Source organism: Alcanivorax sp. 97CO-5 (genome assembly GCF_000524665.1).
Taxonomy (GTDB): Bacteria; Pseudomonadota; Gammaproteobacteria; order Pseudomonadales; family Alcanivoracaceae; genus Alcanivorax; species Alcanivorax borkumensis.
In genome coordinates, this window is the sequence record NZ_KI965877.1 from 150,127 (window position 1) to 171,801 (window position 21,675).

Genomic DNA, 21,675 nt, shown 5'->3' on the forward strand with positions numbered 1-21,675 from the left:
GCTATCTCACACTTTTGAACCTTGAACGCATCATGATCGCGCTGCCAGCGACGCTCCGACCATTGCCACTGATATAGGCTCTGTTATGGCAAAGATAAAAAAACTCCTGATCGCTAACCGCGGCGAAATTGCTCGTCGCATCATGCGCACCTGCCGCCAACAGGGTATTGCCACGGTGGCGGTCTATTCCGAACCCGACGCCAGCTTACCCCACGTAATGGAAGCGGATCAGGCTGTGTGCCTGGGCCCGGCCGCAGCACGGGAAAGCTACTTGGTGATCGACAAGGTAATCGCCGCCGCCAAGGCCACCGGGGCCGATGCTATTCACCCCGGCTACGGATTTCTATCCGAGAACACCGACTTTGCCGCAGCTTGCGACCAGGCTGGTATCATTTTTGTGGGCCCCAACGCCCGAGCCATCGAAGTAATGGGCGACAAGGCCGCCGCCCGGAAATTGATGTCGCAAAGCGGCGTTCCGGTTCTGCCCGGTTTCGATGAAGAAGGTGCCAGCGACAGCGAGCTAACCGCCGCCGCAACAACGGTCGGCTTCCCTCTGCTAATCAAGGCCGTGGCCGGGGGCGGCGGAAAAGGCATGCGTGTAGTGAATGCTGCCGGGGAATTCGATGAAGCCTTGGCCGCCGCACGCCGAGAAGCGGCCAATGCGTTTGGCGACGATCGAGTGCTGCTGGAACGCTATTTGGCCACCGCCCGCCATGTGGAAGTGCAGGTGTTTGCAGATAATCATGGTAACGCCGTCCACCTGTTCGAACGTGATTGCTCGGTACAACGTCGCCACCAAAAAATTATTGAAGAAGCTCCCGCGCCGGGTCTTGATGAAGCAACCCGTAACGCTTTTGGCCATGCCGCAGTGCAAGCAGCCAAAGCCATTGATTATCGTGGCGCCGGCACCGTGGAATTTCTTTACTCGCCCCCTGCAGCCGGTGGTGACGCTGACGGTGGGCAGTTCTTTTTCATGGAAATGAATACCCGCTTGCAGGTAGAGCACCCGGTGACCGAGATGATCACTGGCGAAGACCTGGTGGCTTGGCAGCTGTCCGTGGCCGCCGGGGAACCGTTGCCTAAGCAACAAGAGCAAATTACACGCCATGGTGCCGCCATGGAAGTACGTCTCTATGCGGAAAATCCGGAACAGGGTTTCCTGCCCTCCTCCGGCTTACTCCACCACCTGCGCTGGCCTCATGGCCAAAGCCGGGTGGATGCGGGCTACGAACAGGGCGACCGAGTAGACGAACACTACGACCCGATGATCGCCAAACTTATTTGCCATGGCAGCGATCGCAATGCCGCCCGTCAACAACTGATCAATGCACTCGACGCGTTGGAGCTGGACGGTATCCATCACAACGCCGCCTTCCTACGCAGAGTCCTTAATGACGATGCATTTGCCGGTGCTGAGCTGGACACCCGTTTGCTGGAGCACCGCCCGCAGTTAATGGACGCCACCGCCGTCAATACTGAACTGCTGGCGCTGGCCGCGACACGCTTGCAGGCAGAAAATGTCGCCAGCGATTCTCCCTGGCATTCACTTAACGGCTGGCGCCCGCTCAACCAGCGTTTGCGGCAAACCCGTGTCGAAGCCAATGGCGAACAACTCACCGTACGCGAGGACCAGCAACACGCCACTATAGGCGAGCACAGCGCGCCACTGAGCTTCAGCGTTAACACAACCGAACACAGCCTGCGTCTGCACTGGGGCACCGATAGCTTGGCGGCCCGTTTTGCTTGGCAAAATGCCCACAGACTGACGTTGTTCGTTGGCGGTCAGGCTTACCCGGTGACCCTGAACCCCAGCCGTGATACGGCCCAGCATGACGATGCCGGCGGATTTAGTGCTCCCATGAGCGGTACCATTGTCGCCTTGCATGTGGTCCCCGGCGATAGCGTTGAAGCCGGCGATGCGGTGATCACACTGGAAGCCATGAAAATGGAACACACTTTGCGTGCCACCGTGCCCGGAACGGTAAACAATTTCACCGTTGCGGCGGGAGACAGCGTCAGTGAAGGAACGCTACTGGTGGACTTCACCGCCCAAGACGAGGACACGGATAACGGCGCAACGGGAGGCAACCAATGACCACTGCGCTCTGGCAACCCGGTGACGAAAGCCAGAACTCTCAACTGGCCAACTTTTGGCAACAGGCGCGCGACAATAGCGGCCAGCCACTGCCAGACTACCAGTCACTACATCGCTGGTCCGTTGAACAGCCGGCGGCATTTTGGCAGCAGGTATGGGATCAATGCGGTGTCATTGGCAACCCCGGCGATACGGTGCTAACTACCGGTAAAACCTTTCAAAGCGCCCGCTGGTTTGCCAACGGCGAACTCAATTACGCGGAAAATTTGCTGAAGCGCAACGACAGCCATACCGCTGTAATCAGCGTGTTGGAAGACGGCACACGCTCTGAGATCAGTTACAGCGCCTTGCGTGTGGCCGCCGGCAAGGTCGCCGCTCAACTGCAGGCTGCCGGTATCAAACCGGGTGACCGGGTCGCCGGCTTCATGTCCAACCGTATCGAAACCCTGGTTGCCGCCCTTGGCGCCGCCTGGATCGGCGCCGTATGGTCCTCCTGTTCCCCGGATTTCGGTGTTTCCGGTGTGCTTGATCGTTTCGGCCAGATTGAACCCAAAGTGCTTCTGGCCTGCGATGGCTATCATTACAATGGAAAATGGATTGATCTGGGCGAGCGTATTGAGGCCTTACACGAGGCGCTGAAACCCGAGCTGTTTATTGTGGTGCCCGGCCGCGGCGATAGCAGTGTCGTGCCCAAGGCTCTCATCTGGGGTGCTTGGTTAGAGGCGGCCGGCCCCGCCCCGGACTTTATTCGCCTACCCTTTAATCACCCATTATTTATCCTTTATTCCTCCGGCACTACCGGCCAGCCCAAGTGCATAGTGCACGGCGCCGGCGGCACCCTGCTACAGCAAACCAAGGAACTACACCTGCACGCGGACGTCCGTGCAACCGATACCTTTTTCTATTTCACCACCTGCGGCTGGATGATGTGGAACTGGCTCATCTGCGGGCTCCACACAGGTGCCACTTTGGTGCTTTACGATGGCAACCCGGCCTACCCGAACACCGGCCGCTTATTTGACTTAATTGACGCGGAAGGGATTACCCACTTCGGCACCAGCGCCAAATTTGTGCAAGCCGTGGAAAAATCCGGTCTGTGCCCCAAAGACAGTCATGATTTGGGCACCTTGCGAACCCTTTTCTCCACCGGCTCGCCGCTCCTTCACGAGAGCTACGACTACCTTTACCAGCAGGTAAAATCTTCATTACTCGTCAGTTCCATCTCAGGCGGTACTGACATTGTTTCCTGCTTTGCGTTGGGCAACCCCATGCTGCCGGTATACCGCGGTGAGCTGCAGTGCCTCGGGCTCGGTATGGATGTGGCCGTTTTCGATGACGCAGGTAAGCCGCTGGCAGACAGCAAGGGCGAGCTGGTTTGCCGATCGCCGTTCCCTTCTTGCCCGGTCAGTTTCTGGAATGACCCGGATGGCCAACGTTTTCACGATGCATATTTCGCGCGCTTTGACGGTGTCTGGGCCCACGGTGACTATGCACAGTTGGTTCCACATGCCCACCACCAGGGGCTGATCATCCACGGCCGCTCTGATGCGGTGCTTAACCCAGGTGGCGTACGCATCGGCACAGCGGAAATATACCGACAAGTGGAAACCTTGGCTGAAATTCGTGAGGCCATAGTGGTCGGTCAACAGTTTGACGGCGACGTGCGAGTGGTGTTGTTTGTGGTGACCGCGGAGGGCGTTACGTTGGACGAAGAGCTGCAAGCTCGCATCCGCAAGGCCATTCGCCAGGGCGCCACACCCCGGCACGTGCCTGCGGTAATTCTGGCCGTGCCGGAAATTCCTCGCACTGTCAGTGGAAAAATAGTGGAGCTAGCGGTCCGCGAAGTGATCCATGGGCGACCCGTGACCAATCGCAATGCGCTTGCCAATCCTGACGCCCTGAACCATTTCGCCCAGCGCATTGAGCTTGAAAAATAATGGTCCGGTGACCGGGTCTTTGCGGCCCGGCCCAGATGTTTTATCGGGTTAGCAATGCTTTCTACGATAGCAAGCGGGAGGCTAAAATGTGACCAGAAGCCACGCGGGCATTACCGCTGGTCTTTTCTCGGATGTAGGAAAACACCGTTCCGGGGAGCTGAGTTTGGTTTGGCACTGGCTGAGCCCCTTCCATTTACTCACTCAACGAGCCTTTCTAGCAGCGCCAGCGCCTGCCTGGCATTTATCAGTGCATGAGCTGACAGAACTCAACGCCTGATTACGCATCAAGTAAGTTAAAGAAAGCCTCTGATTCCAGAGGCTTTTTCTATTTAGTATTAGCCTAACCGATGGTAGATATTGTCCTTCAGGCGTATTCGCTCCTGCTTTAACCGTTCCATTTCAGGATCAGAAATTGGACTCTCTCGCATCTCCAGACCGCGTATCTGTTTATCTAATTTATCGTGCTCCAGAACCAGTGCTTTGAAGGTAGGGTCTGCGTCAACAAGCGCGTCTATCTTCTGGTGAAAATCCGGAAATTCGTGATGAATGCTGTGATTTTCGCCCAACATGAAGCTCGCTCCTTTGAATGGTAATGGCAGGCCAGCCAATACGGTTAGCCTAATGGATCCGACGATAGGAAACGGTACACTGTTCCCTCTTCTGTTCAAATCACCACATTCTTTGATTAGATTCAATCACCCATGCTCGTGAGATAAAAATGAACATAGCAACATGTTCATGTCGGGATCTGCCTTGTCCCGGATCGGCTGCGCTACCAACTCGCCTACTGGGAAGCCTGGCAGCGGCTCCGCGAATCGGCGCGTGCTGCATGTTGCGTTAAACCTACGGCGTTGTTTATTTAAAACCGCGATGTTCTTTGATCATTTCGTAGGCTTTACTGATTTCGGCGGTCTTTTGCGTGGCTACCCGAATCATTTCTTCCGGTACACCTTTGGCCGCCAACTTGTCCGGATGATTCTGGCTCATCAACTTGCGATAGGTTTTTTTAACTTCCTGATTACTGGCGCTGTCAGTGATACCCAAGACCTTATACGCCTGGGACAGGGACGGTCGAGACGGCCCTGCTGGCTGCCCCTGGTAGGAATGGCCGCCGGCGCGGCTACCGGAGAACTGAGCCTGTGCCAGCAACATATTAAGGATCTGCTGAAACTGAGCTCGCGGCACCCCCAAGCCTTCGGCCACTCTCACTAGAATCGCTTCCTCTGCAGGGTCCAGCTCATCGTCAGCCAGCGCGGTCTGTAGCAAGATTTCCAGCAATACCAGAATCAACTGTTTACGGTGTTTAACGGTTGTCGCGAATGCTGCCACGACCTGATCCAAAGGAAAATTATCCTCCTTGCCTTGATTGAATAGGGCAATCGCTTGCTTGCGCTGTTCTTCTGACAACTGCATGCGGTCCATTACCGCTCGAGCCTGGGCAATTTCGTCCTCGCTAACCCGACCATCCGCCTTCGCAAGATGCCCCATGATAGAAAACACGGTATCGAACAAAGCCCGCTGAATTTGTGACTGTTCGCCTGGCCCATAGGGGCGAAATGGATTAAACGTCTGCACTCGCTCGGTGCCTTTATCGAGCATATGTCCAATCAGCAAGCCTATGCCCAGGCCAACGGGCCCACCCACAAGCATGCCGAGCAGGCCAAGGATGATCTTCCCACCCCAATTGAATTGCATCACGGCTCCTGTTTTGTTGCGTTAAACCAGCCCAGGCTGGTTGCCGTATCTGTCAACGGTCGATACTCCGCACTTACCCATCCTGCATAGTCCAAGGAATCGATGTGGGCAAACACGGTATCAAAATGAATTTCGCCGCTACCGGGCTCATTACGCCCAGGATTATCGGCAAACTGAATATGTCCTATATGGGGGCAAAGTTGAGAAAGGGAACGACACAGGTCCCCTTCCATGATCTGCATATGGTAGAGATCATACTGCAAACGAATATTCTCACGACCAACCGCCTCTATGACCGCCATGGCCGTGGCGGAGGTATCCACCAAAAAACTTGGCATATCTACTCGAGAGTTTATCGCTTCCAGCGTCAAAGTCAGCCCCTGAGCGTCGAATAGATCCGCGGCAAAACGCAGATTCTCTACCAACGTTGTAAAGGCTACCTCCGAGGATAGTTCATCGGGTTTTAGACCCGCCAAACAGTTCACCTGCTGGCAATCCAGCGCCTGGGCATACTCCATGGCCATAAAAACGTCTTCGCGAAATGCGGCTATTCGGTCCGGCAGGCACGCAATCCCCCGCTCCCCCGCCTGCCAATCTCCGGCCGGCAAATTAAACAGCACCTGGGTCAGGCCATTGTCCGCCAGCCATTGGGCCAGTTGCTGTGCAGGCCAATCATAGGGAAACAGGTATTCGACGCCTTTAAAACCGGCGTCTGCAGCGGCGGCAAAGCGCTCAGGAAAGGGTAATTCGGTGAACAACATGGACAGGTTGGCAGCGAACCGTGGCATTAGTGCGTCTCCTTATCCAAGTCAGTTGGACTAAAGTGATCAGCGGCATCGGGGTTGAGCTGCACGCCATTTAGCCTTTCTAGTTCCAGCAACAGACCACTGTGGTCAACTTCGCCATGACCACTGGCCAGCAGCGCACGATATTGCTCGAACACGCGCTGGCTCAAGGGCAGCGTCAATCCCTCCGTGCGAGCTTCATCCAGGATCATACCCAGATCCTTGAGCTGAATTCGCGCCGGAGCACCGGGCTCAAAATTCCGTGCCAACATACGCTCGCCGTGCTGCTCTAAAATCTTACTTCCGGCAAAGCCACCGAGTAGCGCTTCGCGAACCTTTTCTGGCCGGGCGCCGCCTTTTGCAGCCAATAGCAAAGCCTCTGACACAGCGCCAATGGTGATGCCGACAATCGTCTGATTAGCTAACTTGGCCAGCTGCCCGCTACCCACAGGGCCAATAAGCGTGGCGCGGCCCATGGCCTGAAACACCGCGGTTGCCTGATCAAAGTCTTGATCATTGCCCCCCGCCATGATCGACAACGTACCGGCTTGTGCACCACGGGTGCCGCCAGACACTGGCGCATCCAGATAACATCCGCCCAGCTCTGCTACCCGCGCCCCATGACGCCGGGCAGTAGCCGGCTCGACGGAGCTCATATCGATAACCAAGGCCCCCGGAGATAAACGGGCAATGGCATTACTCTGGTACAGCACCTGCTCGACTGCGGTGCCATTTTCAAGCATGGTAATGACCACATCAGCCTCAGCCACCGCCTCGGCTGGGCTGCTGGCAATACGCGCCCGTCCGCTAAACGGCTGCGCCTTTTCAACAGTGCGATTCCAGAGAGTCAAAGAGAAACCGGCATCCAACAGCCGTGCCACCATAGGCTCGCCCATCAAACCGATGCCGAGGAAACAGATATTACGCATAATACTTCCAGAGCTGGTTGAGCGAAAAGTCTACGCGATCCACGTCAATGACTGTAGGAATTCGACCGCCAGACGTAGACGTAAGTGTGTTGCGTCGCCTGCTATGAAGCGCTATTACCGTCGCAAAGCGGCAACAAAAAGCCGCGCTGAGGCCACTTGTTTAGGCTGCCCAAAATGGAAGGCTCAATTATTCTCTGATGGGTTAGGTCACGTTGCGAAGCCTGCCAACGAGCCCTTTACTCTTCACGTTTTGTTTTATGATCTTCAAGAAAAACTCGATTCGACATCGAGCCCAAGAAGACAGGGGAATTGCCCGCTTGATCAAGCGGGCATCGAGGGAATACGAGGACAATGATTGTCGACGATGAGAAAACAATGTGCTGTATGCGCTGCTCTCAAAACCCTGTAGCTATTACTCAGGCAGCTTAACCACGACCCGCCCGCGAACTCCTCCAGCCAGAATGCGATCCACCCAATCGGTCACCCCAGAAAGCTCCGTTTGCGCCGCTTCCAGCAGTGAAAGGTCTTTCGGCATCCATTCATCCGCCAGTAACTGCCACATTTGCTGCTTAATTTCACAGGGTAATTCAACGCTATCTACCCCTAACAGATTTACTCCGCGCAAAATGAATGGAAAAACCGTCATCTCAAGCTTGGGAGAACCGGCTAACCCACAGCAAGTGGCACTACCTCCGTACTTTAGACCCTTCAGAGCAGCGGCCAGCATTTCACCCCCCACGCAATCCACAGCGCCCGACCACTGCTCTTTGGCCATGGGCTTGGCGGCACTTTCCAGAAAATCATTGCGATCAATGATGCGTGATGCACCAAGCTCAGTGAGCCATTCGTGGGCGTCTGCTTTGCCACTAACGGCCACCACCTCAAAACCTAACTTAGCCAGTATCGCAACACTAATGCTGCCCACGCCACCAGTCGCGCCAGTCACCAGCACGGGCCCCTGATCCGGGTTAACGCCCGTATCCAGCAACGATTCAACACTCAAGGCTGCGGTTAGCCCTGCCGTACCAAGCAACATTGCATCGCGAGGCGCAAGGCCTTCTGGTAGCGGCACTAGCCACTCAGCCGGTACGCGGATATATTCTGCATAACCGCCATCCGTGTTCATCCCCAGATCATAGCCTGTGCAAATCACCGCATCGCCCGCACTAAAAGGCCCATCACTCGCCTCTTCAACCACGCCAACCGCATCAATGCCTGGGGTATGAGGGAATTGGCGGGTAACGCCTTTGTTGCCGGTGGCTGACAGTGCATCCTTGTAATTCAGAGACGACCATTGCACCCGTACCAATACACCGCCTTCGCCCAGCTCACTTAGCTCGCGGTCAACCAGCACGTTACTGTAACCGGCCTCGGTTTCGCGGGTCTGTAATGCCTTAAATGTCATGAGCTACTCCTTTGCAGTGTTCGGTAAAGGTACTAATGAATCTGACGTTGGCTGCCACGATGCCAAAACTTTTCCAACACCCGATGTGCCATTGCTTCTAGAGAGAAACCCAGCTTCTCACCCAGCTTACGTTTGGCTTCCCACTGTACTAGGTAGAGTGTTTGGCTGTCTTTGCGCACTTGTAACAGTTCGTCGCTGGTCATGATTTCATCGACAAGTCCCAGCTCCTTTGCTTGGCTGCCAAACCAATGTTCGCCAGTCGCAACCTTATCCAAATCGAGCCCACGGCGATTATCCCGGACGAATCCCTTGAACAATTGATGAGTCTCTTCCAGTTCTTCCTGAAATTTAGCCCGACCCTTTTCGGTATTCTCGCCCAACATGGTCATGGTGCGTTTGTACTCACCGGCAGTCATCAGTTCCACATCAATATCGTTTTTCTTCAGCAAACGGTGAAAGTTGGGAATCTGCGCGACCACACCGATCGAGCCGATAATGGCGAAGGGTGCCGCCACAATACGGTCAGCGATACAGGCCATCATATAACCTCCGCTAGCAGCCACTTGGTCCACGGCGACGGTCAGTTTGATGCCCTGGTTACGGATACGGCGCAACTGCGAGGATGCCAGCCCATAGCTGTGTACCAGACCACCCGGACTTTCCAGGCGAACCAGTACTTCGTCATCTTGGGTGGCAACCTGCAAAATGGCGGTAATCTCCCGGCGCATATGATCCACATCGCTGGCCTGTACATCACCATTGAAATCAAGCACAAACAAACGCGGCAGAATTTTGTCTTCGGTGCCGGCTTTCTTTTTTTGTTTGGCTTCAAGCTTCTCCTGTTTTCGCTTAGCCTTGTGGGCTTTTTTGCGCTGGGCTTCCGGGATAATTTCCGCCTCGAGAGACTCCTTGAGATCATCGAACTCTTCATTGAGGTGGCGGACTTTCAGTTCACCATCCTGGTCACCCTTACCACGACTCCGTGAGGCCGCCGCCGCAATGCCACCAAAAATAAACAAAATTGCCACTACGAGGGTGGCAACCTTGGCTAGAAACATGCCGTATTCCATTAAAAACGCGATCACAGTTTATCTACTCTCCAAGGGGCCTGGCGCCCAGCGCCAGTCAATTCACGGAAATCGAACTCTGGCTGATTCTACATAAGCCAGAGCCATTGCGGTAATCAGAGGGGATTAAAGGTCGAGCAAAACACAGGTTACCGGGAAAGAAGCATCAATCCCAACCGGCGATCGCCTTTTGTGCACTGCCGTTCATAGGACGGGCCACGAGCCCTGTGGGCGCCACGGTAACTTCAAACAGAGCGCCATCTGCCATCGGCAGATAAGCCGCGCTACCGTAACGAGCATCGATAATCAGGCCCCAGCCTTTTTTTGCCAGCAACCACACATCCAAGCCTACTGGATCACGATGCAAGCTGTAGACGGTACGGTCCCGGGAACGCTCGTCTTCAAGGGCATAATAACGGCCCTGCATCCGATCCAGTTGGTAGCCGGGCTTCAGGCCAAGCAGGCTAAAGGGCATCTTCCACTTGATAATGCGAGCATCCAGTTGCCACTGATCCCCTTTCAGACGAAACTCTTCCGAACTCCCATCCGTGCGGGTTACCGTAGCAATAAACGACTGATCGCCCGACTCCCGGAAGCTCACCGTGGCTACGGACACTTCCTGAGCATATTCCTTATAGCCATAGAGATTGAGCGCGAACACGCTCATATAGATAGCCAGCACCACCAACAACAGGCCGGCTGTGCCTTTCAACCATTGCAGCACCCATTTTTGCCGCAGCAGAATCCACGCCCCTATCAATACCAAAAGTAGACTGAAAACGATTAGCACCAAGGGAGCTAAAGTGTAATTCATGCTTACGTCCTTCTAAAAACGTGCGATCCATTGGTCAATCAACAAACGGGCAATAGTTCCCACCGGTGGAACCATGGGCAGATCCTGATAATGAAACCAAGCTGCATCGACGATTTCATCGTCATCAATGCGGATCTCTCCACCTGCATATTCAGCCATGAACCCAAGCATCAAGGAGTGGGGAAAAGGCCACGACTGGCTGTTCAAATATTCCAAGTTTTTCACCGAAATGCCGCTTTCTTCCATCACCTCCCGTGCCAAAGCTTGCTCAGCGGTTTCACCTGCCTCCATAAAGCCGGCCAGACAGGAGTAAAAGCCTTCCGGAAAACGGGCAGAACGCCCCAGCAAAGCATGCTCACCATCCGTCACCAACGTAATGATACATGGAGTAATACGGGGATACTGAAAATAGCCGCAACCGGCACAGGTCATCGCTAAGTCGCGAGGATGTGGCTCAGTCGGTGAGCCGCATCGGCTACAAAAACGATGATTTTTGCGCCAGCTTAGAAACTGTAAGGCCCTGCTCGCCATGGAAAATTCGGCGTCATTTAAGGTGGCACCGATAAGTCTGCGCAACGGAACACGCTGTAACCGGCCATCATCAAATTCATGGCAGGCAAATTCACAGACATAACAAGGCTGGCCATCCAGAAAACCCAAGAAGTGATAATCAGGATGCTGCCGAAGCCACTTGGCAGGCAGTTCTGGGAACGGCCTATCCGCATGTGCGCAGATCAACACATCCTGCTCATGAATGATATAACAGCGAGCGCTTTCTGCGTCTTGGGATTCCGGTGAAGAAAGGTCAATCATGGCTGTCTCTATTGCGATGGGCTCAAACACCCTTTGACACGGGAAAGCCTAATACATTCATGCTTTGCTCAGCCACCTCCAGAACACCATCACCAATGGGCTTTTGCTCTTCCATACTTTCCAAGTAGTAGTCCACCCCGGTCAGGGCATCGGCCAGGGTTTCCATGTTTTCATGGGTCGGCACTTGGTCACCACTGAGCAACCGGTTACTGATATATTTGTGACAAGCTTCGGTCACCGCCTTGGCACGATCCAGTTCTAAGAACATTAACCCCCCCGCAATGGAAGCGAACGTCCCGGGGAGATTAGACAGATGCATAGCATCCCAGTTGTTATCCATGAACGAGGAAATAGAGCGTTTAGCCAGCGCCAGACCAGCACGGCACTCGCCCACCACTGTCATGCGAGCGTCATTTAACTGATACAGGGAAATACGGCTATTGTTTGCTGAGCGATGCACATCATCTTCAGGGTTAATGCTTCGCTCTAGACCCGCAACCACATTTTCTACAATCAGTAGATCATCCACCAGCGCATGGAACGCCTCCCCTTCAACGTTCTGATCAGGCGCCCAGCGAGCCACGTCCTGTGCGCGCTCTTTGATAGCACGGGATTCTTTATCTTTATTGATCATATCCAGGGTGCTACCCAGACGATTCAGGCCTGCCGCCACCGACTCATAATTAGTGTCCGCCACCCCCTGGGAGGCCAAATCCAGGCTCTCTTTCAAATCGGCAATTTCATCACGCATAGCACTGGCCACAGAACGAGTCACCGATCCGCTGGCGCCCGTCATGAATAACAACTCTCGCTGCAAAACAACATCATTCACTTCAGATTTCAAACCGAAAGCCTGCTTAACGTTACCGATCACACCGCTGTTCTGTGCGGACAACGAAACGATGTAGAGGCTTTCCTTGATCAACAGTAACGGAGCGTCTTCCGTCACTGCCTGATCACCACTGTAGACCAGCTTTTTCAACTGGCGGTCATACTGTGACAGCAGCGCTTTTCGGGCCGGAGTGATCGCCATCTGGTCGCGGTACATGGCCGTTAACGCTGCCTGGGACACCCACAGAAAGCGACTTAAACCACATTGTCCTGCGGCATGATCCAGCCGTACCAGGGCCCGGGCCATCAGCTTTAGGTTAGTGCGGTTAGTTTGGCCACGAAGCACCCCAAGCAGCCCGACCTGGTACATATGCCGAAAGCGTCGCGCCAGGTCGGACAATTCACTAACGGTCATGCTCCGTTGCGGAGCTTGAGGTACACGTTGATGGGATAAATCGGCATAGAAGAAGTGGCTTTCCTGGATCAGGCCCTTGCCAGCGGCCCGTCGCAGCTCATTAATGCCACCAATTAACAGTGCCGGTAACGTGCGGTTCTTCAATTGCACGTAATCGAAATAACGGGTAAGCAGAACAATAGCGTGGCTCAACGCCTGAATACGGGCGTCAGAGCATTTCTCTTGTAACTCCCGCGCGGCCAGCGCCATTTCTTCACTCATCAACGCCGCCGCAGGCAGCTCAACAAGCTGGCAGATACCTCGAAGTTGCTGAAAAGCTTGCGCACAATGCTGCAACTCATCTTGACGACTATGGTCATCAGAAAACGTTTCAAGCTGTGTTTCTGCTTCAGTCAGGGTGGCATCTAGGGCTTCTTTGAGAAAAGTCAGGGAGGTGGTATTTGTTATGGCAACCATGGACTCTCCGCAAGCACCAAACTGTTATTATCATCGAGGCTGTCCCGTAAAGTACGCAACCCCCGGTTATACCCGCAACATTCAATTTAAGATTGTAAAACAAGCTGTATCAACTTTTGCACGCAATTAAAGACTGCGTCAACTTTCATTTGTAAACAACTGATTTATTGATGTTTTGTTAACCTGGCCACACTACTCTAGACGACTATATGCGATTCACCAGCGCCTAGACCAGCCGGTTACGCCAATCTCTCCATTGATCTAGGACAAATTGCCCAACTGTTTATCCTGTACTGAGACATAGCAAGTCCTTATTATTGCCGCGCCCAGCTCCTGCCACTCCGCGCACAGCCAGGGCACACCTCTACCATTCGCCGTTCAGCAGGAACTCGTAATGTCAGCCACGCTAGGCCGCGCCTTTGTTCAGAACTTCCTGGGGCAGGCTCCTGCCTGGTACAAGTACACCATCGTCGCCTTTCTGCTTATCAACCCGTTGGTCGCCCTGACACTGGGCCCGGTAACCGCAGGCTGGCTACTGCTCGCCGAATTCATCTTCACACTGGCCATGGCACTCAAGTGCTATCCGTTACAGCCTGGCGGGCTACTGGCTATTGAAGCGGTAATGATCGGCTTGACCTCCGCAGAAACAGTGCTACATAAGGTAGTCGGCAACATTGAAGTAATGTTACTGCTGATCTTTATGGTCGCCGGTATCTACTTCCTTAAAGATTTACTGCTGTTCATGTTCACCCGCATTCTGCTCGGCGTTAAATCCAAGGTCACGCTGAGCCTGCTGTTCTGTGCCGCTGCGGCCTTGCTGTCTGCTTTTCTGGATGCATTAACGGTTACCGCCGTGGTGATTGCCGTATGCACCGGTTTTTACGGCATTTACCACAAGGTGGCTTCCGGTAAAACGTTCCAGCAAAAACATGACCATGGTGACGACACCACGGTGGAAGAATTGCACCGTGAAGACCTGCGCCGCTTTCGGTCATTCCTGCGCAGCCTGCTAATGCACGCCGCCGTCGGTACCGCTCTGGGCGGCGTCTGCACGCTAGTGGGTGAACCCCAAAACCTGCTAATCGCCAATAAGGCCGGCTGGGAATTCGGTGAATTCTTCCTGCGCATGGCGCCCATTACCCTACCAGTACTGGTGATGGGCTTCTTCACCTGTGCTTTCCTGGAATTCAGCGGCAGCTTCGGCTACGGCGAGGATATCCCTGAAAAAGTCCGCGGCATTATGCGCCAGTACGCCCTGGAGCAGGACCGCAAACGCACCCCACAAAATCGCGCCGCCTTGGTTATTCAGGCGATCACCGCTGTTTGGCTAGTCATCGGCTTGGCCACCCATGCTGCCTCCGTTGGTTTAGTAGGGCTCACTGTAATCATCCTCGCCACTTCATTCACTGGGATCATCGAAGAGCATCGTTTGGGCGCCGCGTTTGAGGAAGCCCTCCCTTTCACCGCCCTGCTCACGGTATTCTTCGCGGTGGTAGCAGTGATTGCTGACCAGCAGCTTTTCGCGCCGGTGATTGAATACGTGCTCTCTTTGGAGAAGCAGGTGCAGGGACCCGCGTTCTACATGGCTAACGGCATACTCTCGGCAGTGTCCGATAACGTCTTTGTGGCAACCGTCTATGTGGATGAAGTGGGTCAAGCGTTGCTGAAGAATGAAATTGACCGCGATACTTTCGACCTGCTGGCTGTAGCCATTAACACCGGCACCAACATCCCCTCTGTGGCCACGCCAAACGGTCAGGCGGCATTCCTGTTCCTGCTAACTTCAGCGCTGGCGCCGTTGGTGCGGTTATCCTATGGACGCATGGTGATCATGGCCCTGCCTTATACCATCGTGATGTCAATTACCGGCCTGGTCATGACCGCCACGGTGCTTGAACCTGCCACTGACTACCTGTACGAAAATGGCTGGATTCAGCATCATCAGGTGGAAGATCTTCAAGAAACGCCGCTAATCCCAGGGCACTGATTGCCCTGGGAACCCCGATGTGAAATGGGGATGGCGAAGAAACGTGCTAGTTGGGTGGGCTCGAGCCCGTAGGCCCTGCACAGACGGCAGATTAACTATTGCAGGGGCGTATCGCTATTTTGCCCAAGGCTCTGCCAAACCGTGGGCACCCCATTCTTTTTCGCAATAGCGGCCAGCTTGTTGCGGTGACGTTGTTGTTCATTCTCACTGGCACGCACCACACAAAGCGGGACGCGATCGGCACTCAAGCGCCTGATGGTCTCTGCTGCGGCGCCACCGCCCCGCTCACTGCTATCGTTGCCGCCCGAAAAAAGGCGAGTTTGCCCCCCGGTCATGGCAAGATAAACGTCTGCTAGAATCTCCGCATCCAATAGGGCTCCGTGCAATTCACGGTGCCCGTTTTCCACGAAATAACGGCGACATAGAGCATCAAGGCTATTCTTCTGCCCTGGGTGTTTCTGCCGCGCCATGACCAGTGTATCCAGCACCCCGCAACGCTGCTCAATGGTCCCATAGCGTGTGCCAAGCCGGCGCAACTCATGGTTGAGAAAACCCACATCAAAAGGGGCGTTGTGAATAACCAATTCAGCGCCATCTACAAACGCCAAAAATTCATCAACCACTTTGTCAAACGTAGGCTTGTCCGCCAAGAACTCGCTACTGATACCGTGAACCGCCAATGCCCCCGCATCGATTTCCCGCTCAGGGTTCAGGTACAGGTGCAGGCTATTTCCAGTAAGGCGGCGATTTTCCATCTCCACACAACCAATTTCGATCACCCGGTGCCCGTCATTCGGCTCAAGACCTGTGGTTTCCGTATCCAATACAACCTGACGCATTAGCTAGCTTGCCCCTGCTTGTGTTTCATTTCATCAATCCCCCGGTTAGCCAGCGCGTCAGCGCGCTCGTTACCTGGGTGGCCACTGTGTCCCTTGACCCACTGCCAGTCGATGTCGTGGCGTTGCACTGCCGCATCTAGGCGCTGCCATAAGTCAACGTTCTTTACAGGCTGCTTGGATGCCGTTTTCCAGCCTCGCTTTTTCCAGTTCGCCATCCACTGTGTAATGCCATCCATCACGTACTTTGAATCCGTGGTCAAGACCACCTGACAGGGCGTGTTGAGCGTTTCAAGCGCGACAATCGCCGCCATCAGTTCCATACGATTGTTGGTGGTTTCCGGCTCACCGCCGAATAACTCTTTCTCCTTATCACCATAGAGAAGAATAGCGCCCCAACCACCCGGACCGGGATTACCACGGCAAGCGCCGTCAGTGTAGATAATCACATTTTTCAAAGACTCAAGGCTCCCTGTTCTGTTGGCCCCAGCGGGCCACTGGTACTGGCACCACAGCATTGCGCGGCACTCTGCGTTGTCGGCTGGCCAACGGACGAACAACACCCGCCCGCTTCCTCGCCACCAGGAGGTACGTATTACCGTGGCGAGGCCATAAATAGCGACCCAGCCAGTCAAGCATCCGCACTCGACTGCGACCACGGTCGGACAACGGCATAGTATAGAAGCCACTGGCCATACCATCGACCTCGAATCCTAGAACCTGCAACCAATCCGTTAAGCGGTTGGGCCGGTAGTAGCGCCCCATCCAACCCGGTGACTTCCACCAAAGCAGCCAGCGTGCCAATCCCATAATACTAAGTGGATGAAAGCCAATGATCGCTATCTTCCCGCCGGGAGCCATACAGCGGGCAGCCTCACGTAATACCTGATGAGGGTCAGCGGAGAAGTCCATGGTATGGTGAAGCAACAACACATCTACACTGTTTTTTGCAATCGGCAGTAAATCCAGCTGTGAATATAGCTTCACACCGGTAAAACCGGGTGGCGCAATGCTGGTTTGCCAACGCAACGGCGATTCGGACATAAGATCACGACCGCCGCTAGAATAAACCGCCACCGCGCGCTGCCCAGCTTGACTGCGAAGCCAATCAGTCAGCATGGCCTTTTCGTCATTCAACAGCGCCTGCCCCGGCTCACTGTCTAGCCATTCATCAAAGCCTCTGCCCAATTCACCGGAAGAGGTATTAAACGAAATACGGTTGAGTGGAGGTAGCTGCATGGCGGACAATCTCTTCATTCATGAATGTTAATTCATGCTTATAAAGCACCGAACCCGTGCAGAATCTATAGCACGTAAACAGGAGCGTAACACACATGACAGCCAGCCCTATCGCCATCCCTGCTTTCAATGACAACTACATTTGGGCGTTTCACCAACAAGATCAATGTGTGGTGGTCGACCCCGGTGACGCAGAACCTGTAGAGCGTTATTTGCGCGAGAACGGCCTGTCGCTATCCGCTCTGCTGATTACACACCATCACCCCGATCATGTCGGCGGTGTCGCAGCGCTTACCAAACACCGCGACATCCCAGTCTACGGCCCCGCAAAGGAATCCATTCCGGCTATGAGCCACCCTCTACACGAAGGCGATACCATCACCCCGGCGGGTACAGATCTAGCGTTCACCATCATGGAGGTTCCAGGCCACACCCTCGGACACATCGCCTTCATTAACGCCTCACACGGTTGGTTATTCAGCGGAGACACCCTATTTGCCGGGGGCTGTGGCCGCCTATTCGAAGGAACGGCAGCGCAGATGTTCCATTCACTTGAGCGCTTAGCTGCCCTGCCCGAAGCCACTCTAGTATTTTGTGCTCACGAATACACACAGGCCAACCTGACATTCGCTGCCGCTGTAACCCCAAATGATTCAGCGGTTCAAACACGCCTTCAAGCAGTCACCGAACTGCGTAAAAAAGGTAAAATTACGCTGCCTTCCACCCTCGCCGAAGAGAAAGCCACCAATCCCTTTTTACGCAGTGATAACGAAGAGGTGAAAGCGTCCTGTCAACGCCATGAGCCCGGATGCGGAGAATCTGATATTCAGTGTTTTGCAGCCTTGCGTCGCTGGAAGGATAACGCTTAGCGTCGCATCCTTGCCGTATCGTCTTTGCGACGCCAGAATGCATCAAATTCTTAGCGTTGTTCATAATTATGAAACACATTATTCCTTTGGCCTTTTTATTTGGCTTGGGGGCTCTCGGTGGCTGTGCCACCAATGACTCCCTAGAAAATCTCCCTCCCATGCCGGCCGCTAAGCCCTCTGTGGATGACCTAAAATTGGGCAACGGCATGGATGAACCGGCCCCAGTGGACGACAAAAATAAGCAGGCAATACAGGCAACAGATAATGACGATCTATGGGCGCGACTACGTGCCGGCTACGGATTGGATCTGAACATAGAAAACGATCGCATTCGCGTGCAGCGCGAATGGTACGCTCGCCATCCTCAATACTTCACTCGTGTCACTAGGCGCTCTGAGCGTTACCTACACTACATTATCGAACAGGCTGAGGCTCGTGACATGCCACTGGAGTTGGCATTGCTACCCATCGTGGAAAGTGCCTTCGACCCCTTTGCCTATTCCCATGGCCGTGCTGCTGGCCCTTGGCAATTCATTCCCTCCACCGGCGATTATTTCGGTATGCAGCGCACTTGGTGGGAAGACCAACGCCGCGACATTCTTAAGTCCACCAACGCTGCGTTGGATTACTTACAAAAACTTTCCAGCCGTTTCGACGGTGACTGGCTGCTGGCACTAGCCTCTTACAATGCCGGTGGCGGCACCATTTCCCGGGCTATCCGACACAATGAAGAAGCAGGGAAACCCACCGACTTCTGGAACCTGAATCTGCCGCGCGAAACCACTGCCTATGTGCCTAAGCTGCTCGCAATCGCACAAATTATAGGAGACCCGGACACCTATAATGTGCCCCTACACCCGATCGCCAACGAACCCTACTTCATTACAGTTAACACAGGCGGCCAGATTGATTTGGCGCAGGCCGCACGGCTAGCAGACATTTCCGTGGAAGAGCTTTACCTGCTAAATCCGTCCTATAACCGTTGGGCCACCTCACCCGACGGCCCCTTCCGCTTGCTCGTCCCGGTCAATCGGGCCGAACGATTCAGGAACAAGCTGGTCCACCTCCCCAAGGATCAGCGCATGCAGTGGGGCCGTTACCAAATTCGCCCCGGTGATAATCTGGGCGCTATTGCACGCCAGTACCGCACCACCCCCCAGGTACTGCGCAATATCAACCACCTCAAGAACAACACCATTATTGCTGGCCGCACCCTGTTAATTCCCGGCCCCGCCTCCACCAACAGTAATGATAGCCTTAGCGCTGAAACACGGCTGGCCAAAACACAATCGAAACGCCCTAAAGGACGCCAACGGATCGACTACACGGTTCAATCCGGTGAGACCCTATGGGAAATTGCCCGTCGCCATAAAGTCGGCGTACCAGAGCTAGCAAAATGGAATGGAATAGCCCCTAAAGACAACCTGCGTGTGGGCCAGAGCTTGGCGGTATGGACCAAAGGCAGCCTGGCAGGCAGCCCCGCTAGCGTGCCTGCTGCCAGCAATCCTAATATGGTACGCAAAGTCCGCTATGCGATTCGTAACGGCGATTCCTTGTATGCCATTGCTGACCGCTTTAATGTATCGGTCAACGACATAAAAAGCTGGAACAACAGTGTAGCCAGCAATCAATACATACAACCTGGGCAACGGCTGACACTCTACGTTGATATTCGCCAAACGCACTAAACTTACTTTTGCCTTTCTGGGCCTACTGCTCGGCGTGATATGCCACGCCGAGCCTACCCGTAGCCACGGTTACCATCCATTCGGCAGTCTCAAGTACCCCGTCGATTTCCAGCATCTCAATTACGTTAACCCCGGCGCTCCGAAAGGTGGCACCCTGCGCCTGTTTGGCCAGGGGACCTTCGACAGCCTGAACCCTTACATTCTCAAAGGGCGAAGCCCTGCTGACACCCCAGGCATTCAAATGTATGGGGTCACCGAAATTGCTGACAGCCTGTTGATGGGAAGCCAGCCCCATAATCCATTGGGCGATGAAGCTGGAGCAGCTTACGGCTTGATTGCTGACTGGCTGGAATATCCAGAGGATCGCAGCTGGTGCATCTTCCATATTCGTGACGAAGCACAGTTCCATGACGGTCACCCGATCCGGGCTGACGATGTGGTGTTCTCGGTAAATATTCTGCGCGAGAAAGGCCACCCGGAATTCGCTCTGCGTCTGGCGGACATTGCTAACATTGAAGCGATCGATTCACAAACGGTGAAATTTACCTTTCATCGCGGCCGTCGCGATTTGCCCTTAGTAGCCGGAGCTATTCCCATTTTGCCCCGCCACTACTGGCAACAGCATGATTTCGACAGCGCCTCACTGACCCCACCTCTGTCTAGCGGGCCTTACAAGGTCACTGAAGTGAAGGCTGGTCGGCAAGTCACCTTTACCCGGGTAAAAGACTACTGGGCCAAAGATTTACCGGTGAATCGTGGCCGTTATAATTTCGACACCGTAGAGTTCGAGTTCTACCGCGATGCTGATGTGGGTTTTGAAGCGTTTAAAGCCGGTGGCTACGATGTCCATTATGATTACAGTTCCAAGCACTGGGCCACGGCTTACAAATTCTCGGCGCTGAAAGAAGGCAAAGTAAAACGGGCTAACGTCCCTCATCGTATTCCCCGTCCAGTACAAGCCTTCTTCTTTAACACCCGGCGCGCACCCTTCAATGATATTAATGTCCGACGTGCTGCCAACTTGCTGTTCGATTTTCAATGGTCCAACAAGAACCTGTTCAGCGGCGCCTATAAGCGCACACAAAGCTGGTTCCCCAACAGTGTATACAGCGCAACAACACCCGCTTCTGACGCGGAAAAAGCCCTGCTCAGCCCCTTCATCGAACAGCTCCCTGATGATTACTTCACCGCCGACATCAGCGCGCCGATTAACGATGGTAGCGGGCAGATTCGTAATCGAATGCGCGAAGCCCTGGCACTGCTGAAAGAAAGCGGCTGGAAACTGGATGGGCAAACCCTGGTTAACGCCGAAGGCCGCCCGCTACAGTTCACTGTCTTGAACTATCACAACCCCGGCATATACCGCATTCTTGCGCCCTGGTTTCGTAATCTGAAACGGCTGGGCATTGAGGCCCAATACCGTGAAATTGATCCTGCCGCCTACAAGCAGCGCCTGGACACCTTCGATTACGATGTAGTGCTTTTTGTACTTCCCGTTCAGGCGTACCCGGGGCCGGAACTGAAAGACTATTTTGCGTCGGCCAGCGCCAAGGTCGTCGGCAGCCGGAACTTGGCTGGCATCCGTAATCCGGTGGTGGACTTTCTTGTCGAGCATGCACTCAGCACGGACAATGAAACCGATTACCGACTTAGCTTGCAGGCGCTGGATCGTATGTTGCGCTACCAGCAGTACGGGGTCTTGAACTACTATATCAACGACCATCGTATTGCCTGGTGGGACAAGTTTGCCCGCCCGCCGGAACCAATTCCCTATGGGCTGGGTCTGGACACTTGGTGGTTTAAACAATAACAAG

19 protein-coding genes are annotated in these 21,675 nt (G+C 54.3%); 7 read left to right on the forward strand and 12 right to left on the reverse strand.

The features are described 5' to 3' along the window. Positions 1-85 precede the first annotated feature (85 nt). From Y017_RS00705 to Y017_RS15365, 3 genes are all read left to right on the forward strand, one after another. A complete protein-coding gene (locus Y017_RS00705; protein ID WP_011588520.1) occupies positions 86-2,095 on the forward strand; it encodes a biotin carboxylase N-terminal domain-containing protein in 2,010 nt (669 codons plus the stop codon). Next, the gene (locus tag Y017_RS00710) at positions 2,092-4,032 is read left to right on the forward strand and encodes an acetoacetate--CoA ligase (protein ID WP_035458269.1); all 1,941 of its coding nucleotides are present in this window, start codon (positions 2,092-2,094) and stop codon (positions 4,030-4,032) included. The genes Y017_RS00705 and Y017_RS00710 overlap by 4 nt, the downstream gene beginning before the upstream one ends. A gap of 88 nt (positions 4,033-4,120) precedes the next feature. Continuing rightward, positions 4,121-4,309 (forward strand): hypothetical protein, encoded by a 189-nt coding sequence (locus tag Y017_RS15365; RefSeq protein WP_148201434.1) that lies wholly within the window; start codon positions 4,121-4,123, stop codon positions 4,307-4,309. Between the two features lie 58 nt (positions 4,310-4,367). On the opposite strand, the gene Y017_RS00715 is transcribed toward Y017_RS15365, so the two are convergent. From Y017_RS00715 to Y017_RS00755, 9 genes are all read right to left on the reverse strand, one after another. Then, positions 4,368-4,601: a YdcH family protein gene (locus Y017_RS00715; protein ID WP_035458270.1), complete on the reverse strand. Its 234-nt coding sequence runs from the start codon at positions 4,599-4,601 to the stop codon at positions 4,368-4,370. A gap of 286 nt (positions 4,602-4,887) precedes the next feature. Then, a complete protein-coding gene (djlA, locus tag Y017_RS00720) occupies positions 4,888-5,727 on the reverse strand; it encodes a co-chaperone DjlA (RefSeq protein ID WP_035458271.1) in 840 nt (279 codons plus the stop codon). Continuing rightward, positions 5,727-6,515, reverse strand: coding sequence for a hydroxypyruvate isomerase (hyi, locus tag Y017_RS00725; RefSeq protein WP_035458272.1), 789 nt, complete (start codon positions 6,513-6,515; stop codon positions 5,727-5,729). Before hyi ends, djlA begins: the two co-directional genes overlap by 1 nt. Continuing rightward, positions 6,515-7,441 (reverse strand): NAD(P)-dependent oxidoreductase, encoded by a 927-nt coding sequence (locus Y017_RS00730; protein WP_035458273.1) that lies wholly within the window; start codon positions 7,439-7,441, stop codon positions 6,515-6,517. Before Y017_RS00730 ends, hyi begins: the two co-directional genes overlap by 1 nt. Positions 7,442-7,853: 412 nt before the next feature. Further along, a complete protein-coding gene (locus Y017_RS00735; protein WP_011588514.1) occupies positions 7,854-8,846 on the reverse strand; it encodes a YhdH/YhfP family quinone oxidoreductase in 993 nt (330 codons plus the stop codon). Between the two features lie 32 nt (positions 8,847-8,878). Next, the gene (gene sohB, locus Y017_RS00740; RefSeq protein WP_231483321.1) at positions 8,879-9,904 is read right to left on the reverse strand and encodes a protease SohB; all 1,026 of its coding nucleotides are present in this window, start codon (positions 9,902-9,904) and stop codon (positions 8,879-8,881) included. Positions 9,905-10,079: 175 nt separating this feature from the next. Further along, positions 10,080-10,727, reverse strand: coding sequence for a hypothetical protein (locus Y017_RS00745; RefSeq protein ID WP_011588512.1), 648 nt, complete (start codon positions 10,725-10,727; stop codon positions 10,080-10,082). 12 nt (positions 10,728-10,739) lie between these two features. Further along, positions 10,740-11,540, reverse strand: a complete 801-nt coding sequence (gene nudC / locus Y017_RS00750; RefSeq protein ID WP_035458275.1) for an NAD(+) diphosphatase — start codon at positions 11,538-11,540, stop codon at positions 10,740-10,742. A 22-nt stretch (positions 11,541-11,562) separates the two neighbouring features. Further along, positions 11,563-13,242, reverse strand: coding sequence for a hypothetical protein (locus tag Y017_RS00755; protein WP_035458276.1), 1,680 nt, complete (start codon positions 13,240-13,242; stop codon positions 11,563-11,565). A gap of 394 nt (positions 13,243-13,636) precedes the next feature. Between Y017_RS00755 and nhaB the strand changes: the two genes are divergently transcribed. Then, positions 13,637-15,229, forward strand: a complete 1,593-nt coding sequence (nhaB, locus tag Y017_RS00760) for a sodium/proton antiporter NhaB (RefSeq protein ID WP_011588509.1) — start codon at positions 13,637-13,639, stop codon at positions 15,227-15,229. Between the two features lie 95 nt (positions 15,230-15,324). Here the strand turns inward: nhaB and dnaQ are convergent, their stop codons facing one another. From dnaQ to Y017_RS00775, 3 genes are read right to left on the reverse strand one after another with little or no spacing between them, the layout of a single operon-like run. After that, positions 15,325-16,068 carry a DNA polymerase III subunit epsilon gene (gene dnaQ, locus Y017_RS00765; protein WP_011588508.1) on the reverse strand — a complete coding sequence of 248 codons (744 nt, stop codon included), beginning with the start codon at positions 16,066-16,068 and terminating at the stop codon, positions 15,325-15,327. Continuing rightward, positions 16,068-16,523, reverse strand: a complete 456-nt coding sequence (gene rnhA, locus Y017_RS00770; RefSeq protein ID WP_011588507.1) for a ribonuclease HI — start codon at positions 16,521-16,523, stop codon at positions 16,068-16,070. Before rnhA ends, dnaQ begins: the two co-directional genes overlap by 1 nt. 4 nt (positions 16,524-16,527) lie before the next feature. Beyond that, positions 16,528-17,304, reverse strand: coding sequence for a class I SAM-dependent methyltransferase (locus Y017_RS00775; RefSeq protein WP_035458277.1), 777 nt, complete (start codon positions 17,302-17,304; stop codon positions 16,528-16,530). 95 nt (positions 17,305-17,399) lie between these two features. Between Y017_RS00775 and gloB the strand changes: the two genes are divergently transcribed. From gloB to Y017_RS00790, 3 genes are all read left to right on the forward strand, one after another. Beyond that, entirely contained in the window at positions 17,400-18,173 is a 774-nt protein-coding gene (gene gloB, locus Y017_RS00780) for a hydroxyacylglutathione hydrolase (RefSeq protein WP_035458278.1), read from the forward strand. A 68-nt stretch (positions 18,174-18,241) separates the two neighbouring features. Then, positions 18,242-19,861, forward strand: coding sequence for a LysM peptidoglycan-binding domain-containing protein (locus Y017_RS00785; protein WP_011588504.1), 1,620 nt, complete (start codon positions 18,242-18,244; stop codon positions 19,859-19,861). Continuing rightward, on the forward strand, positions 19,839-21,671 hold the full coding sequence (locus Y017_RS00790) for an extracellular solute-binding protein (RefSeq protein WP_011588503.1): 1,833 nt from the start codon (positions 19,839-19,841) through the stop codon (positions 21,669-21,671). Before Y017_RS00785 ends, Y017_RS00790 begins: the two co-directional genes overlap by 23 nt. Positions 21,672-21,675: the final 4 nt, after the last annotated feature.